The sequence below is a fragment of the Paracoccus binzhouensis genome, assembly GCF_016446475.1.
GTDB lineage: Bacteria > Pseudomonadota > Alphaproteobacteria > Rhodobacterales > Rhodobacteraceae > Paracoccus > Paracoccus binzhouensis.
On the sequence record NZ_JAEHFP010000108.1, the window covers coordinates 1 to 14,448 of the forward strand.

Below are 14,448 nucleotides of genomic sequence, written 5' to 3' on the forward strand. Positions count from 1 at the left end.
GCGCCCCCAGCACCGCCAGCGCCAGCACCACCGCCGCCAGCACCGCGGCGATCACCGCGCCGCCCGGCGCGAAGACCGCCGCCAGCAGCGGCACCGCCGCCGCCAGGCTGAAGGTCGCGGCCGAAGCCAGCGCCGCCTGCAGCGGATTGGCGGCCGAGGCTTCGCTGAGCCCCAGCTCGTCGCGCAGATGCGCGGCCAGCGCGTCCTGCTCGGTCACCTCGCGCGCCGCCTGCAGCGCCGTGCCGGGGGTCATGCCCCGCGATTCGTAGATCGCGGCCAACTCGTGCAGCTCATCCTCGGGCATCTGTCTCAGCGCCGCGCTTTCGCGGGCGATGTCGGCGCGCTCGGTATCCGATTGCGAGCTGACCGAGACATATTCGCCCATGGCCATCGACAGCGCCCCGGCCACCAGACCGGCCAGCCCGGCGATCAGCACCGCCTCGCGCCCCGGAGCGGCGGCGGCGACGCCCACGATCAGCGCGCCGACCGAAACGATGCCGTCATTCGCCCCCAGCACGGATGCGCGCAGCCAGCCCATGCGGCTGACGTAATGCGGATCGTCGGGGTGGGCGCTGGGTTTCGGTGTCATCGCTTCCTCGTCTGGTTTTTGCCGCCAGCTTAACGGCAGGGGCGGCATTTGCAAGCCTTGCGTCTCGCGCCGGGGGCGGTCAGGCTGCGGGCAGGCGAATCCCGCCGAAACAAGGGCGACGATGCGGCAGAACCCGGCCGGCCATGGCCGCGGGAGGGTTGCATTCCGGCGCCGGACTTCATCACGCATGGTTTTGCACAGGGGGATTTCATGCGACTTCAGGGCAAGACGGCTTTGGTCACCGGCGCAGGCTCGGGCTTCGGGCGCGGCATCGCCGAGACCTTCGCGCGCGAGGGCGCCAGGGTCGCGCTGCTGGACATCAACCTCGAGGCGGCCGAGGCCGCGGCGGCGGACATCGGCGCCCCGGCCATCGCCATCGCCTGCGACGTCAGCAAGGCCGAACAGATCGCCGCCGCTGCCGCCCGGGCACGCGAGGCCTTCGGCGGGCTCGACATCGTGGTGAACAATGCCGGCTGGACCACGCCGAACGGGCCGCTGCTGGCCACCGACGAGGCGGCCTTCCGCAAGATCTACGAGGTCAACGTGCTGTCGATCTTTCACATGACCCATGCCGTGGTGCCCTATTGGCGCGAGCGCGGCAGCGGCGTGATGATCAATGTCGGCTCGACCGCGGGCATCCGGCCGCGGCCGGGCCTGACCTGGTACAATTCCTCGAAAGGGGCGGTGAACACCATGACCCGCAGCCTGGCGGTCGAGCTGGCCCCGGACGGCATCCGGGTGAACGGCATCGCCCCGGTGATGGGCGAGACCGGGATGCTCGAGCAGTTCATGGGCTGCGAGGACACGCGCGAGAACCGGGCCCGCTTCATCGCCACCATCCCGCTGGGGCGGTTGTCGAAGCCGCGCGACATCGCCAACGCGGCGCTCTACCTCGCCTCGGACGAGGCCGATTTCATCACCGGCGTCATCCTCGAGGTCGATGGCGGGCGGACGATCTAGTCCGCCGCCGGGGCAGCCGCGCCCTGCGCCCGCCGCGTGGCGATGCTGCGCCACAGGAAGGCCAGCACGAACAGCGCCGTCAGCACCAGCACGATGGTCGGTGCGGGCGCGCTGTTCAGCCAGAAGCTGGCCCAGACCCCGCTGACCGCCGCGAAGGCCGCGACGCCGACCGCGGTGGCCAGCATGGCGGGCAGCCGCCGCGTGGCCAGGAAGGCGACCGCCCCCGGCGCGATCAGCAGCGCCACGGCCAGGATGATGCCGACCGCGCTGAGCATGGCGACGACGGTGGCCGAGATCATGGCAAGCAGGCCGTAGTTCAGCACGGCCAGCGCCAGCCCCGAGACCCGCGCCTGCACCGGGTCGAAGGCCAGAAGCGCGAAATCGCGCCATTTCAGCACCAGCGCCAGCCCGACCACGGCCGAGATGCCGCCGGCCAGTCGCAGATCCTCGGGGCCGACGCCCAGCATGTTGCCGAACAGGATGTGATCCAGGTGCAGATCGGTCCGGATCGCGGTGTAAAGCACCACTCCCAGCCCGAACATGCCTGACATGACCACGCCCAGCACCGTGTCGGCCTTGACCCGGCTGTTGCCCTGCAGCCAGCCCGACAGCATGGCGCAGCCCAGCCCGGCCACGAAGGCGCCCAGGATCAGCGGCAGGCCGGCGACATGGGCCAGCACCACGCCCGGCAGCACCGCATGGCTGACCGCATCGCCCATCAGCGACCAGCCCTTGAGCACCAGGAAGCAGGACAGAAGCCCGGCGGGCAGGGCGATCATCAGCCCGATCAGCGCCGCGTCGCGCATGAAGGGAAAGGAAAACGGCATCAGCAGCCAGTCCATCACGCGATCTCCTCCAGCGCCTCGCGGGCCCGGCGGCGGGCGGCGAGCAGGCCGTGCTTGGGCGCCAGCAGGAAGACGGCCAGGAAGATCAGCGTCTGCAGGCAGACGATCACCCCGCCCGTCGCGCCGTCCAGGAAGAACGACACATAGGCCCCCAGCGCCGAGGTGGTCGAGCCGATGGCCACCGAGATCAGGATCAGCCGTGGAAAGCGGTCGGTCAGCAGATAGGCGGTGGCCCCCGGCGTCACCACCAGCGCCACCACCAGGAAGGCGCCGACGGTCTGCATGGCCGCCACCGTGCAGGCCGAAAGCAGGGTGAAGAACAGCACCTTCAGCGCCTGCGGGTTCAGCCCGACGGTGCGGGCATGGCTCTCGTCGAAGAACACCACCATCAGGTCGCGCCATTTTGCCGCCAGGATCAGCAGCGAGATGCCGCCGATCAGCGCCAGCTGCAGCGTGTCGCCCGGCGTGATCGCCAGGATGTTGCCCATGGTGATGGTCTGCACGCTGACCGCCATCGGATTGAGCGAGACCATGAACAGCCCCAGCCCGAAGAAGCCGGTGAAGATCAGGCCGATGATCGCGTCCTCGCGCAATCCGCTGCGCTTGTTCAAAAACAGCATGGCCAGCGCCGCCAGCCCGCCCGAAAGGAACGCCCCCAGGGCGAAGGGCAGGCCCAGCATATAGGCGCCGGCCACGCCCGGCACGATGGAATGCGACAGCGCGTCGCCGATCAGCGACCAGCCCTTGAGCATCAGATAGGCCGACAGGAAGGCGCAGACCCCGCCGACCAGCGCCGAGACCCAGATCGCATCGGTCATGTAGTCGTATTCGAAGGGCACCAGCAGCGTGCGGATCATTTCGGTGCCGCCTCTTCCTCGCGGGCGCTGCGCTGCCTGTCGTCGTAGAAGACCAGCGGCCGCTCGTCATCCGACAGCACGGTCAGCGCGCGCGGGTCGTCGTCGTCATGCAGGTGCCGCCCGCCCAGCACGAAATGCCGCAACACGCCGCCGAAGGCCAGGCGCAGGTTGTCGGGGGTAAAGACCTCGGCCGTCGGGCCATGGGCCAGCACGGTGTTCTTCACCAGCACCACCCGGTCGCAATATTCCGGCACCGAGCCGAGGTCGTGGGTCGAGACCAGCATGACCCGCCCCTCCTCCCGCATCTGCTGTAACAGCGCGATGATGGCGGATTCGGTCTTGACGTCGACGCCGGTGAAGGGCTCGTCCAGCAGGATGACCTTGGCGCCCTGCGCGAGCGCGCGGGCCAGGAAGACGCGCTTCTTCTGGCCGCCCGACAGCTCGCCGATCTGGCGGTGGCGGAAGTCCTGCATGTTCACCCGGGCCAGCGCCTCGTCCACGGCGCGGCGGTCCTCGGCCCGGGCGCGGCGCAGAAAGCCCATATGGCCGTAGCGGCCCATCATCACCACGTCCTCGACCAGCACCGGAAAGGTCCAGTCCACCTCCTCGGCCTGCGGGACATAGGCGATCAGGTTCTGGCGCAGCGCCTGCGGCACGGTCAGGCCCAGCACCCGAACCTTGCCGGCGGCGGCCGGCACGAAGCCCATCAGCGCCTTGAACAGCGTGGATTTCCCCGAGCCGTTCACCCCCACCAGCGCCGTGACCGAGGCTTGCGGCACCGAGAAGCTGGCATCGCGCAGTGCGGTGAAGCCGTTGCGATAGGCCACCGTCAGGTTGGATACCTCGATGCCGGGGGCGTCAGGCATCGGAGAGCCCCTTGACGATGGTCTCGGATGTCACGCGCAGCAGGTCCAGATAGGTCGGCACCGGCCCGTCCGGCTCGGACAGGCTGTCGACGTAAAGCACGCCGCCATAGCGCGCCCCGGTCTCGGCGGCGATCTGCCGGGCCGGGCGGTCCGAGACGGTGCTTTCCGAGAACACCACCGGGATCCGGTGCTGCTTGATCGCATCGACCACGCGGCGCACCTGCTGCGGCGTGCCCTGGGCATCGGCGTTGATCGGCCACAGGAACAGCTCGTTAAGGTGGAAATCGCGCGCCAGGTAAGAGAAGGCCCCCTCCGAGGTCACCAGCCAGCGCCGTTCCTCGGGCAGGGCCCGGGCCGCCTCGCGCAGCGGGCCGATGGTCTGCGCGATCTGGCCCTTGTAGCGGCCGGCATTGGCGCGATAGCTGCCCGTGCCCTCGGGATCGGCCTTGGACAGCGCGGCGGCGATGTTGTCCACATAGACCAGCGCCGTATCCAGCCCCATCCAGGCATGCGGGTTGGGCTTGCCGTCGTAATGCCCGCCCGAGATCGGCATCGGCTCGATCCCCTCGGTCAGGGTGGCCGAGGGCAGGTCGCCCAGATTGCGCAGGAACTGCTCGAACCACAGCTCCAGGTTCAGGCCGTTGCGCAGGATCAGGCTGGCGTCGCGGGCGCCGATCAGGTCGCTGGGGGTGGGTTCGTAATTGTGGATCTCGGCCCCCGGCTTGGTGATCGAGACCACCTCGGCCCGGTCGCCCGCCACGTTGCGCGCCATGTCGGCGATGATGGTGAATGTCGTCGCCACCTTGAGCCGGCCGGCCTGCGCCCGTGCAAGTCCGGGGGCGAGGGCGGGGGCGGCCAGTCCGGCAAGCCCGGTCAGGGTCGTGGTCAGGAAAGTTCTGCGCTTCATGGTCCGATTCTTCCGCTTCGGGGTCTCGTCTTGCTGGTGTTATCTGCGAATGATTCTCAACTGTCAAGCCAGTTGCAATTTCTTCGCATCTGGGCCAGAAAACCGCATGGAGCCAGAAGACCAAATGGAGATCGAGACCCGCGCCCAATCCTTCGAGGATGCGCTGCGCCGTGCCGGCGTGCGCATCACCCGTCAGCGCGCCGCGCTGCTGCGGGTGCTGGCGGCGGCCGAGGACCATCCCGACGCCACGCAGCTGCATCAGCGGGCGACGGCGGCGGGGGCGGGGGTGTCGCTGGCGACGGTCTATCGCACGCTTTCCGCGCTCGAGGCGCAGGGCGTGATCCAGAAACTGGAATTCGAGGGCGAGCCGGCCCGGTTCGAACCCGCCGACGGCACCCATCACGACCACATGATCGACGTCGAGACCGGCGAGGTGATGGAATTCGTCAACGAGCGCATCGAGCGGCTGCAGGCCGAGATCGCCGCCGAGATGGGCTACGAGATCGTCCGCCACCGGCTGGAGCTTTACGTCCGGCGCCGCCGATGAGCCTGACCGTCTTCGACAAGATCATCTCGGACCGCGGCTCGCGCTACGCGGTGTCGGGCGGGCCGGCGCGGACCCGCGCCGAGGCCGAGGCGCTGCTGGCCGAACTGCGGCGCAACAAGCGTTTCGCCAAGGCCACGCATAACAGCTGGGCGGCGATCCTGTCGGGCGAGGCGCTGCGCGACGACGATGGCGAAAGCGGCGCCGGCCAGATCATCCTGCAGATGCTGGAACGCGCCGGGCTGACCGACCATGTGGTGATCGTCACCCGCTGGTATGGCGGCAAGCACCTGGGCGGCGACCGTTTCCGGCATGTCGTCGATGCGGTGCGGCACTACCTGGCGCAGACCGGGCGCTAGTCCTCGGGGTTGACGGCATGGGCGCGCAGCAGCGCCAGCGGCACGATCTCCAGCGTGCGGGCATGGGTGGCCTCCAGCACCACCTGGGGCGCGGCGAATTCCTGCGCCGCCTGCAGGAAGCGCGCGGCGCAGAGACACCAGCGGTCGCCGGGCTTCAGCCCCGGAAAGCGGAACTCGGGTCGCGGCGTGCTCAGGTCGTTGCCCAGGTATTTCGACAATGCCAGGAATTCGGCGGTGACGACGACGCAGACGGTATGCCGGCCGGCATCCTCGGGGCCGGTATTGCAGCAGCCGTCGCGGAAGAAGCCGGTCAGCGGCGCGGTCGAACAGGTCTCGAGCCGGCCGCCCAGGACATTGAGTGCCGCGTCCATCTTTCAGACCTCCCTTGGCTGCCAGTCGATCCAGCGGGCATGGAAATCCGCTCGCCCCAGGTCCCAGGCCCGCATGGCACCCCCGGCCCAGAGCCGCAGGTGCAGCCCGGCGCCCTCGCCCCCGTCGTTCTCCATGGCGAAATGCGCCAGCGGATGCGCGGCATCGGCGCGGGCGCCGGCCTGTCGCAGCGCCGCCTCGATACGGTCGCGGGTGGCTTGCGGGAAATATTGCGCGGCGACGGTGTGATAGACCAGCCGGCCATGCGCGCCGGCCTCGGCCAGCCGCGATTCGAGCCAGTCGCCGGCATCGCCCCGCTCGACGCAAGGCGGGTGCGCGGCGGCGACCGCGAAAGCCGCGCGCAGCCGCGCCAGCCGGTCCTGCTGGTCCGGCCAGACATAGGCCATCAGCCTGAACCCGTCCGCCGCCGGATCGAGCGGGTTCAGATCGACGCCGCGCGCCTCTCCGACCGGCAGCGTGGCGGCCGGCGGCGGCGTGCCCCGCCAACGCGGCATCAGCCGCACCTGCGACACAGCTCCGTCTGGAAAGAAACCTTGTTCATCTGCAAGGCTGTAGAGTCGAAAGTTCAGGTTGAGTCCAGCGCTCGCTCCCAGTTCCAGCAGGTCGAACCGGGCTTCGGGAAGCAGCCGGGCCAGGAAACGCACCGCCGCGATCAGCACCGCCGAGCGGCCGACCTCGTTGGTCTGCGGCGCAAGCTCGATCCAGTCGAGGATATAGCGGTCATTAGATTGGATTACCTGGTGAATATCGCGATCAAGCTGCATGCCGCCGCCCATGGCATAGGCCCGCGCCAGTTCGGGCGCGCGCCCCGACAGCACCAGCGCATGCAGCGCCCCGCAAAGCCGCAGCGGCAGCGAATCCGCGCCCACGGCCGGATCGCCCGGCCAGGACTTGACCCGCCGCCCGACCGGCCCCTGGTCGGCGGCGATGATGCGGGTCAGCGCCTCGCAGATCCGCGCCGTCAACCCCGAGCCGAGCTCGCGGCAGGCGCGGGTCTGATGCGCGAATGCCTCCTGCCAGGCCATCAGCGGAACCTGTCGCCAAGTGCGCGCAGCCGGTCGGCGAAGCTCGGCGGCTCGGGCGGCGCTTCGGCCGCGGCGGGTTTCGGGCCGGATCTCGGGCCGGGTTTCGCGGCGGGCGCATCGCCCGGCCCGCCCGGCCGGGTGCCGCTGTTGCGGGGCGGCGAGACCCGCGCCGCCACCGCATTCATCACCCGCGCGTCATCGCCTGCCGCCAGTGCCGCCGCGCCGTCCGAGATGCCGCGCAGCAGGTCGTCCAGCCCGGCCTCCTCGGCCTTGGCGAAATCCGACAGCACATAGGCCGCGACGCGGTCCTTGTGGCCGGGATGGCCGATGCCGATGCGCAGCCGGCGATAGCCCTCGCCGATATGCTGGTGGATCGAGCGCAGGCCGTTATGCCCGGCATGGCCGCCGCCGGTCTTGAGCCGCACCTTGCCCGGCGCCAGGTCCAGCTCGTCATGCAGCACGATCACGTCCTGGGGCGTAAGCTTCAGGTAGCGCATCGCCTCGCCCACCGACTGGCCCGACAGGTTCATGAAGGTCGCGGGTTTCAGCAGCGTGACCCGTTCCTCGCCCAGCCGGCCCTCGGCTGCCTCGCCCTGAAAGCGGCTGCGCCAGGGGGTGAAGCCGTGGTCCGCGGCCATGCGGTCCACCGCCATGAAGCCCACGTTATGCCGGTTGGCTGCGTATTTCGCGCCCGGATTGCCCAGGCCGACGATCAGTTTCATGCGTTTCTCCGTGGCTTGGCGCCAGATTACCGGCGGCTCGGGGAAGGGGCAAATTTTATCGCTCTCTTGTCCTCGCGGGCTGGCGTTACTAAGACTCTCTCAACCTTTCGCGTCTAAGAGCGGTCCAGGGCGACCGCGCCCTTGGGTCGAATCGCGAAACGGGCAAGGCCAGGCAGGGACAAAAGCAAGGACAGACATGCACGATCCGGCAGAATTCTACATGAACACGCTCGTCCCCATGGTCGTCGAACAGACCAGCCGGGGCGAACGCGCCTATGACATCTTCTCGCGCCTGCTGAAGGAGCGGATCATCTTCCTGTCCGGGCCCGTGCACGACGGCATGGCGACGCTGATCTCGGCGCAGCTCCTGTTCCTCGAGGCGGAGAACCCGACCAAGGACATCAGCATGTATATTAACAGCCCCGGCGGCGTGGTGACCGCGGGCCTGTCGATCTATGACACGATGCAATACATCAAGCCGCGCGTCTCGACGCTGGTGGTGGGGCAGGCGGCCTCGATGGGCTCGCTGCTGCTCTGCGCCGGCCAGCCGGGGCACCGCTTCTCGCTGCCGAATTCGCGCATCATGGTGCACCAGCCCTCGGGCGGCTTCCAGGGCCAGGCGACCGACATCCTGATCCATGCGCGCGAGACCGAAAAGCTCAAGCGCCGGCTGAACGAGATCTATGTCAGGCATACCGGTCGGACGCTGCAGGAGGTCGAGGAGGCGCTGGAGCGCGACCGCTTCATGTCGCCCGAGGAGGCCAAGGAATGGGGCCTGATCGACGAGATCCTCGAGGCGCGCGGCAAGGCCGAACCCGACAAGTGATCACGGCTGCGGGAAGCGGCCGGGCCTGACGTTTTGGGGATTGTGACGGGCCGGGGTGGCCCGTAACATGTCCGCTGACGCATGGCGTGGTCCGGCCACGCCCGAAACAGGCGGTCGTCCGGCGCTTCTGCCGGGCCTCCGGGACAATACGAGGATCAACTGATGGCCAATCCGACCGGCGGCGACAGCAAGAACACGCTCTACTGCAGCTTCTGCGGCAAGAGCCAGCATGAGGTGCGCAAGCTGATTGCCGGTCCGACCGTGTTCATCTGCGACGAATGCGTCGAACTCTGCATGGACATCATCCGCGAGGAGACCAAGTCCTCGGCGCTGAAATCCGGCGACGGCGTGCCCAGCCCGCGCGAGATCTGCGCCGTGCTGGACGATTACGTCATCGGCCAGGAACATGCCAAGCGCGTGCTCTCGGTGGCGGTGCACAACCATTACAAGCGGCTGAACCACAGCTCCAAGACCGATATCGAGCTGGCCAAGTCGAACATCCTGCTGATCGGCCCGACCGGCTGCGGCAAGACGCTGCTGGCGCAGACCCTGGCGCGCATCCTCGACGTGCCCTTCACCATGGCCGATGCGACCACGCTGACCGAGGCCGGCTATGTCGGCGAGGACGTGGAAAACATCATCCTGAAGCTGCTGCAGGCCAGCGAATACAACGTCGAGCGGGCGCAGCGCGGCATCGTCTATATCGACGAGGTCGACAAGATCACCCGCAAATCCGACAATCCCTCGATCACCCGCGACGTTTCGGGCGAGGGGGTGCAGCAGGCGCTTCTGAAGATCATGGAGGGCACGGTTGCCAGCGTGCCGCCGCAGGGCGGCCGCAAGCATCCGCAGCAGGAATTCCTGCAGGTGGACACGACCAACATCCTGTTCATCTGCGGCGGCGCCTTCGCCGGGCTCGACCGGATCATCGCGCAGCGCAACAAGGGCACGGCGATGGGCTTCGGCGCCTCGGTCAAGGAAAACGACGACAAGGGCGTGGGCGAGCTTTTCAAGCAGCTGGAGCCCGAGGATCTGCTGAAATTCGGCCTGATCCCGGAATTCGTCGGACGCCTGCCGGTCATCGCCACGCTGGGCGACCTGGACGAGGCGGCGCTGATCACCATCCTGACCCAGCCCAAGAACGCGCTGGTCAAGCAGTATCAGCGGCTGTTCGAGCTGGAGAACGTCAAGCTGACCTTCACCGAGGATGCGCTGACCGCCATTGCCAAGCGCGCCATCAAGCGCAAGACCGGCGCGCGCGGACTGCGCTCGATCATGGAGGACATCCTGCTGGACACCATGTTCGAACTGCCGGGCATGGACAGCGTCGCCGAGGTGGTGGTCAACGAGGAAGCGGTCGAGAATCCCGCCGCCAAGCCCTTGCTGATCCACACCGATTCCAAGAAGGAAACCGCGACCGCCGGTTGATCCGGCCGCCGGGTCTTCGGTCCGTCCCAGCACCCGGTCCGCAACCGGCCGGTGCCGCGGGATCGACAGGGCAAAAAGGGCCGTCGCGGTGAGCCGATGGCCCTTTGGCATTGCCAGGGGCCTGTTTCGCATTCCCGGTGGTCCTGCCGCATTCCCGCAGCGGCTCGCTTTCCGGTTGCCGCCGTGCCTTGCAAGCCTCCTTCGCCGGGAAATGGACCCGCTCGGCAAGCCTTGGCTCCGGCTTGTCCTGCCGCATCCCGCGGTGGCTCTTTTCTCGTCCGCCCCGTCGCGGCACAAGCTTTATCGGACATGCCCCTTCCGTGCGCCTCCGCCGCGATGGGGTGGACGGGGCGGCATGAACTGCGGCCCGGCGCCGCGCTCGCGAAAGGTTTCGTCATGCTTCTCTGGACCTTCGGCGCGAGTTGCGCCATATCTCGGCCGACACCCGTATGAAGAGGTTCTGACCCATGTCGCTTCTGCTTCGCATCCTGACCTGGTGGAACAGCCAGACCCTGAACACCCAGGTCTGGACCAGGCTCTATGGCGAGAAGGTCGGCGAGGACGATCAGGGCAACATCTATTACCAGTCGGGCGGTGGCAAGCGCCGCTGGGTCATCTATAACGGCGAGGCCGAGGCGAGCCGCGTCTCGCCGGAATGGCACGGCTGGCTGCACCACACCTACAAGGAGCCGCCGACCCGCGCGCCGCTGGCCCGCAAGTCCTGGGAAAAGCCGCATGAGCCGAACCAGACCGGCACCGGGGCCGCCTATCACCCGGCGGGCTCGCTCTATCGCGCCGAGCCGGTCGAGCGGCGCGATTACGACGCCTGGCAGCCCGAGTAAGTCCGTGAACAGCGCCGCAGAACGGGCCGAGCTTTGGGTTGGCGCGGCCGTTCTGGCCGTCGCTGCCGGCTTCCTGGCCTGGTCCACCTCGGGCAGTCCGCTCACCGCCCGGCTGGGTGGCGGCTATGAATTGCGCGCGGCCTTTCCGAATGTCGACGGCATCGAGGTCGGCACCGAGGTCCGGGTTGCGGGCGTGCGGGTCGGCCGCGTCTCGGCGGTCGAGCTGAACCCGCAGACCTATTACGCCGAGGCCAGGCTGCAGCTGCCGGCCCGGATCCGCCTGCCCAGCGACAGCGCCGCGCTGATCCAGTCGGACGGGCTGCTGGGCGGCGCCTATATCGAGCTGCAGCCGGGCGGCGCGCCGGACGACCTGCAGCCCGGCGACGAGATCGAGGACGTGCAGGGCGCCGTCAGCCTGATCTCGCTGATGATGAAGTTCGTGGATTCGCAAAGCGCGGAGGAGGGCAAATGACCGATTTTCTGGCCCGGGCCTGGCTGTGCCTGATGCTGACCGCCTCTGCCTTCCCGGCCCTGGCGCAGGAGGAGGAGCCGCCGGCCGAGGACCAGCAGCTGATGGTCGACCCGGCCTTCAGCGACGATCCCGATGCGGTGGTCCCGGCCGAGCCCTCGGCCGCCGAGCGCCAGCGTGCCGCCGAAGCCGCCCGCGGACCGGAAACCGCGCGCGGCAACGGTGCGCAGCTGCGCGGGCTCGACAAGATCACCGGCCGGACCGAGGATTTCGACCTGGCGGTCGGGCAGACCGTCGCGTTCGGCCGGCTCGAAGTCAGCCTGGCCGAATGCCGCTATCCGGCCGCCGATCCCAGCTCGGACGCCTATGCCGAGCTGACGATCATCGACCGGCGCGCCAATGCCCGGCTGTTTTCGGGTTGGATGATCGCGTCGTCCCCCGCGCTCTCGGCGCTGGACGATTCCCGCTATGACGTCTGGGTGCTGTCCTGCAACAGGGCCTGAGGGTCGGGCAGGGGATGCGCCCGGATATCGGCCCGGACCCGCAGCGCCGCGGCAAGGCGGCGGCGATATTCCACCTTGGGAATGGTCAGCCCGCCCATCGAGGCCAGGTGGGGGTTGGGATATTGCGTATCCCACAGCATGAAGCCGCAGCGCGCCAGATGCGCTGACATCCAGATCATCGCTGCCTTCGAGGCATTGCTGCGCCGCGAAAACATGCTTTCGGCGAAGAAGGCCCCGCCCAGGGTCAGGCCGAACATGCCGCCGATCAGCTCCTCGCCGGCATGGATTTCCAGCGAATGGGCATGGCCCATGCGGTGCAGCTCGCGGTAAAGCGCGAAAAGCGGCTTGTTGATCCAGGTTTCCTCGCGATCGGCGCAGCCCAGCACCGTGCCGGTAAAGTCGCGGTCGATGCTGGCCCGCCAGTCGCAATGCCGCAGGAAGCGCCGCATCGAGCGCGACACATGCACCCCGCCCACCGGCAGGATGCCGCGCAGCGCCGGGTCGAACCAGTAGAGCTGCGGGTCCGTGGCGGATTGCGCCATCGGGAACACGCCCTGCGCATAGGCGGCCAGCATCCGTTCGGCCGTCAGGCCGCCGCTCATGCGCGGCCCCCGGGTCGTGCCGGCCGCACCAGCATGGCTCAGGCGGCGGCCATCTCTGCCAGCCAGCGTTCCAGCCAGTGGATCGAATAGTCGCCGCTCTGGATGTCGGGATTCTCGATCAGGGCGCGAAACAGCGGCACGGTGGTGTCCACCCCGTCCACGATCAGCTCGCCAAGCGCGCGATGCAGCCGCGCCAGCGCCTCGGGTCGGTCGCGGCCATGCACGATCAGCTTGCCGATCAGGCTGTCGTAATAGGGCGGGATGCGATAGCCGTCATAGATGGCACTGTCCATCCGCACACCCAGGCCGCCCGGTGCGTGATACTGGGTGATCGTGCCCGGCGAGGGGGTGAAGTTCGGCAGTTTCTCGGCATTGATCCGCACCTCGATGGCATGGCCGCGGATCTGCAGCTCCTCCTGGCGGAACTCCATCTCCTCGCCCGAGGCGACCAGGATCTGCTGGCGCACCAGGTCGACATCGAAGATCGCCTCGGTCACCGGATGCTCGACCTGCAGGCGGGTGTTCATCTCGATGAAGTAGAACTCGCCATCCTCGAACAGGAACTCGATGGTGCCGGCGCCGCGATAGCCGAGCTTGGCCATGGCATTGGCGCAGATGCCGCCGATGCGGGCGCGCTGCTCGGGAGTGATGATCGGGCCGGGGGCCTCTTCCAGCACCTTCTGGTGGCGGCGCTGCAGGGAACAGTCACGCTCGCCCAGGTGCACCGCGCGGCCGCGGCCGTCGCCGAAGACCTGGATCTCGATATGGCGCGGGCGCTGCAGGTATTTCTCGATATAGACCTCGTCATTGCCGAAGGCGGCCTTGGACTCGGCCCGCGCGGTGCGGAAGGCGTTCTCCAGCGCCGCCTCGTCCAGCGCCACCTTCATGCCGCGCCCGCCGCCGCCGGCAGTGGCCTTGATGATGACCGGATAGCCGATCCTGGCCGCCACGGCCTTGGCCGAGGCCACGTCCGGCACGCCGCCGTCCGAGCCGGGCACCACCGGGATGCCCAGCGATTTCGCGGTCTCCTTGGCGGTGATCTTGTCGCCCATGACGCGGATATGCTCGGCCGAGGGGCCGATGAAGGTGATGCCGTGATCCTCGACCATCTGCACGAAGCCGGCGTTTTCCGACAGGAAGCCATAGCCGGGATGGATGGCCTGGGCGCCGGTGATCTCGCAGGCCGAGATGATGGCTGGCATCGACAGGTAGCTGTCGGTCGAGGGCGGCGGGCCGATGCAGACGGATTCGTCGGCCATGCGCACATGCATGGCATCGGCATCGGCGGTGGAATGCACCGCGACCGAGGCGATGCCCATCTCGCGGCAGGCGCGGACCACGCGCAGCGCGATCTCGCCGCGATTGGCGATCAGGATCTTGTCGAACATCCCCGCCTCACTCGACGACCATCAGGGGGGCGCCGAACTCGACCGGGCTGCCGTCGTCGACCAGGATGCGCTTGACGGTGCCCGAGCGCGGCGCGGGGATGTGGTTCATGGTCTTCATCGCCTCGACGATCATCAGCGTCTCGCCTTCCTTGACCTGCTGGCCGATGGCGACGAAGGGGGCGGCGCCGGGCTCGGGCGCCAGATAGGCGGTGCCGACCATGGGCGAGGTGACGATGCCGGGCAGGCTGGCCAGGTCGTCGCCGCCGGCCGGGGCGGCGACCGGGGCGGGCGCGGCGACCTGGGGCGCCAGAGCCGGGGCCGGGGCA

The 14,448-nt window shown here is 68.5% G+C and carries 19 protein-coding genes; 8 read left to right on the forward strand and 11 right to left on the reverse strand.

What is annotated here, in order from left to right; translation table 11 throughout:
- On the reverse strand, window positions 1-589 hold a 589-nt coding region (locus tag I9P22_RS19175), incomplete at its 3' end, for a VIT1/CCC1 transporter family protein (protein ID WP_199261194.1).
- Between the two features lie 210 nt (window positions 590-799).
- Here I9P22_RS19175 and I9P22_RS19180 point away from each other — a divergent pair.
- The gene (locus I9P22_RS19180) at window positions 800-1,549 is read left to right on the forward strand and encodes an SDR family oxidoreductase (RefSeq protein WP_199261195.1); all 750 of its coding nucleotides are present in this window, start codon (window positions 800-802) and stop codon (window positions 1,547-1,549) included.
- Here I9P22_RS19180 and I9P22_RS19185 read toward each other — a convergent pair.
- Genes I9P22_RS19185 through I9P22_RS19200 form a run of 4 tightly spaced genes read right to left on the reverse strand, consistent with a single transcriptional unit; the run spans window position 1,546 to window position 5,024 of the window.
- Window positions 1,546-2,391: a metal ABC transporter permease gene (locus tag I9P22_RS19185; RefSeq protein WP_199261196.1), complete on the reverse strand. Its 846-nt coding sequence runs from the start codon at window positions 2,389-2,391 to the stop codon at window positions 1,546-1,548. The genes I9P22_RS19180 and I9P22_RS19185 overlap by 4 nt on opposite strands.
- Complete coding sequence (locus I9P22_RS19190; protein WP_199261197.1) at window positions 2,391-3,251, reverse strand: metal ABC transporter permease; 861 nt, start codon at window positions 3,249-3,251, stop codon at window positions 2,391-2,393. Before I9P22_RS19190 ends, I9P22_RS19185 begins: the two co-directional genes overlap by 1 nt.
- A complete protein-coding gene (locus I9P22_RS19195; protein ID WP_199261198.1) occupies window positions 3,248-4,117 on the reverse strand; it encodes a manganese/iron ABC transporter ATP-binding protein in 870 nt (289 codons plus the stop codon). The genes I9P22_RS19190 and I9P22_RS19195 overlap by 4 nt, the downstream gene beginning before the upstream one ends.
- Window positions 4,110-5,024, reverse strand: coding sequence for a metal ABC transporter substrate-binding protein (locus tag I9P22_RS19200; protein ID WP_199261200.1), 915 nt, complete (start codon window positions 5,022-5,024; stop codon window positions 4,110-4,112). The genes I9P22_RS19195 and I9P22_RS19200 overlap by 8 nt, the downstream gene beginning before the upstream one ends.
- A 124-nt stretch (window positions 5,025-5,148) precedes the next feature.
- On the opposite strand from I9P22_RS19200, the gene I9P22_RS19205 reads away from it, so the two are divergent.
- Window positions 5,149-5,571 (forward strand): Fur family transcriptional regulator, encoded by a 423-nt coding sequence (locus I9P22_RS19205; RefSeq protein WP_199261224.1) that lies wholly within the window; start codon window positions 5,149-5,151, stop codon window positions 5,569-5,571.
- Window positions 5,568-5,927 (forward strand): YigZ family protein, encoded by a 360-nt coding sequence (locus I9P22_RS19210; protein WP_199261202.1) that lies wholly within the window; start codon window positions 5,568-5,570, stop codon window positions 5,925-5,927. The genes I9P22_RS19205 and I9P22_RS19210 overlap by 4 nt, the downstream gene beginning before the upstream one ends.
- Here I9P22_RS19210 and I9P22_RS19215 read toward each other — a convergent pair.
- The 3 genes from I9P22_RS19215 to pth are packed head-to-tail and all read right to left on the reverse strand — an operon-like array spanning window position 5,924 to window position 8,064.
- Window positions 5,924-6,298, reverse strand: a complete 375-nt coding sequence (locus I9P22_RS19215) for a DUF2237 family protein (RefSeq protein ID WP_199261204.1) — start codon at window positions 6,296-6,298, stop codon at window positions 5,924-5,926. The genes I9P22_RS19210 and I9P22_RS19215 overlap by 4 nt on opposite strands.
- Window positions 6,299-6,301: 3 nt before the next feature.
- Window positions 6,302-7,342, reverse strand: a complete 1,041-nt coding sequence (locus I9P22_RS19220) for a DUF2332 domain-containing protein (RefSeq protein ID WP_199261206.1) — start codon at window positions 7,340-7,342, stop codon at window positions 6,302-6,304.
- Window positions 7,342-8,064, reverse strand: coding sequence for an aminoacyl-tRNA hydrolase (gene pth, locus I9P22_RS19225; RefSeq protein ID WP_199261208.1), 723 nt, complete (start codon window positions 8,062-8,064; stop codon window positions 7,342-7,344). The genes I9P22_RS19220 and pth overlap by 1 nt, the downstream gene beginning before the upstream one ends.
- A gap of 196 nt (window positions 8,065-8,260) precedes the next feature.
- Here pth and I9P22_RS19230 point away from each other — a divergent pair, with 196 nt between their 5' ends.
- The 5 genes from I9P22_RS19230 to I9P22_RS19250 all read left to right on the forward strand — a co-directional run bounded on the left by I9P22_RS19230 (window position 8,261) and on the right by I9P22_RS19250 (window position 12,132).
- Entirely contained in the window at window positions 8,261-8,890 is a 630-nt protein-coding gene (locus tag I9P22_RS19230; protein WP_199261210.1) for an ATP-dependent Clp protease proteolytic subunit, read from the forward strand.
- Between the two features lie 162 nt (window positions 8,891-9,052).
- Window positions 9,053-10,318: an ATP-dependent Clp protease ATP-binding subunit ClpX gene (gene clpX / locus I9P22_RS19235; protein WP_199261212.1), complete on the forward strand. Its 1,266-nt coding sequence runs from the start codon at window positions 9,053-9,055 to the stop codon at window positions 10,316-10,318.
- Window positions 10,319-10,785: 467 nt separating this feature from the next.
- Window positions 10,786-11,160 (forward strand): NADH:ubiquinone oxidoreductase subunit NDUFA12, encoded by a 375-nt coding sequence (locus tag I9P22_RS19240; protein WP_199261214.1) that lies wholly within the window; start codon window positions 10,786-10,788, stop codon window positions 11,158-11,160.
- Between the two features lie 4 nt (window positions 11,161-11,164).
- Complete coding sequence (gene mlaD, locus I9P22_RS19245) at window positions 11,165-11,632, forward strand: outer membrane lipid asymmetry maintenance protein MlaD (protein ID WP_199261216.1); 468 nt, start codon at window positions 11,165-11,167, stop codon at window positions 11,630-11,632.
- Window positions 11,629-12,132: a DUF2155 domain-containing protein gene (locus I9P22_RS19250; protein WP_199261218.1), complete on the forward strand. Its 504-nt coding sequence runs from the start codon at window positions 11,629-11,631 to the stop codon at window positions 12,130-12,132. Before mlaD ends, I9P22_RS19250 begins: the two co-directional genes overlap by 4 nt.
- Here I9P22_RS19250 and aat read toward each other — a convergent pair.
- The 3 genes from aat to I9P22_RS19265 all read right to left on the reverse strand — a co-directional run.
- Complete coding sequence (gene aat, locus I9P22_RS19255) at window positions 12,096-12,734, reverse strand: leucyl/phenylalanyl-tRNA--protein transferase (protein ID WP_199261220.1); 639 nt, start codon at window positions 12,732-12,734, stop codon at window positions 12,096-12,098. The two genes, I9P22_RS19250 and aat, sit on opposite strands and share 37 nt — an antisense overlap.
- 38 nt (window positions 12,735-12,772) lie before the next feature.
- Window positions 12,773-14,122: an acetyl-CoA carboxylase biotin carboxylase subunit gene (gene accC / locus I9P22_RS19260; RefSeq protein ID WP_199261222.1), complete on the reverse strand. Its 1,350-nt coding sequence runs from the start codon at window positions 14,120-14,122 to the stop codon at window positions 12,773-12,775.
- Between the two features lie 7 nt (window positions 14,123-14,129).
- A partial coding sequence (locus tag I9P22_RS19265; RefSeq protein WP_332909045.1) for an acetyl-CoA carboxylase biotin carboxyl carrier protein occupies window positions 14,130-14,448 on the reverse strand: 319 nt, incomplete at its 5' end.

What these genes read in the sequence shown, in the direction of transcription:
- pth (WP_199261208.1), bottom strand. Translation starts at nt 8,064, where the DNA reads ATGAAACTGATCGTCGGCCTGGGCAATCCGGGCGCGAAATACGCAGCC.
- I9P22_RS19220 (WP_199261206.1), bottom strand. Translation starts at nt 7,342, where the DNA reads ATGGCCTGGCAGGAGGCATTCGCGCATCAGACCCGCGCCTGCCGCGAG.
- I9P22_RS19210 (WP_199261202.1), top strand. Translation starts at nt 5,568, where the DNA reads ATGAGCCTGACCGTCTTCGACAAGATCATCTCGGACCGCGGCTCGCGC.
- I9P22_RS19215 (WP_199261204.1), bottom strand. Translation starts at nt 6,298, where the DNA reads ATGGACGCGGCACTCAATGTCCTGGGCGGCCGGCTCGAGACCTGTTCG.
- I9P22_RS19185 (WP_199261196.1), bottom strand. Translation starts at nt 2,391, where the DNA reads ATGGACTGGCTGCTGATGCCGTTTTCCTTTCCCTTCATGCGCGACGCG.
- I9P22_RS19230 (WP_199261210.1), top strand. Translation starts at nt 8,261, where the DNA reads ATGCACGATCCGGCAGAATTCTACATGAACACGCTCGTCCCCATGGTC.
- I9P22_RS19180 (WP_199261195.1), top strand. Translation starts at nt 800, where the DNA reads ATGCGACTTCAGGGCAAGACGGCTTTGGTCACCGGCGCAGGCTCGGGC.
- I9P22_RS19200 (WP_199261200.1), bottom strand. Translation starts at nt 5,024, where the DNA reads ATGAAGCGCAGAACTTTCCTGACCACGACCCTGACCGGGCTTGCCGGA.
- aat (WP_199261220.1), bottom strand. Translation starts at nt 12,734, where the DNA reads ATGAGCGGCGGCCTGACGGCCGAACGGATGCTGGCCGCCTATGCGCAG.
- I9P22_RS19190 (WP_199261197.1), bottom strand. Translation starts at nt 3,251, where the DNA reads ATGATCCGCACGCTGCTGGTGCCCTTCGAATACGACTACATGACCGAT.
- I9P22_RS19250 (WP_199261218.1), top strand. Translation starts at nt 11,629, where the DNA reads ATGACCGATTTTCTGGCCCGGGCCTGGCTGTGCCTGATGCTGACCGCC.
- I9P22_RS19240 (WP_199261214.1), top strand. Translation starts at nt 10,786, where the DNA reads ATGTCGCTTCTGCTTCGCATCCTGACCTGGTGGAACAGCCAGACCCTG.
- accC (WP_199261222.1), bottom strand. Translation starts at nt 14,122, where the DNA reads ATGTTCGACAAGATCCTGATCGCCAATCGCGGCGAGATCGCGCTGCGC.
- I9P22_RS19205 (WP_199261224.1), top strand. Translation starts at nt 5,149, where the DNA reads ATGGAGATCGAGACCCGCGCCCAATCCTTCGAGGATGCGCTGCGCCGT.
- I9P22_RS19195 (WP_199261198.1), bottom strand. Translation starts at nt 4,117, where the DNA reads ATGCCTGACGCCCCCGGCATCGAGGTATCCAACCTGACGGTGGCCTAT.
- clpX (WP_199261212.1), top strand. Translation starts at nt 9,053, where the DNA reads ATGGCCAATCCGACCGGCGGCGACAGCAAGAACACGCTCTACTGCAGC.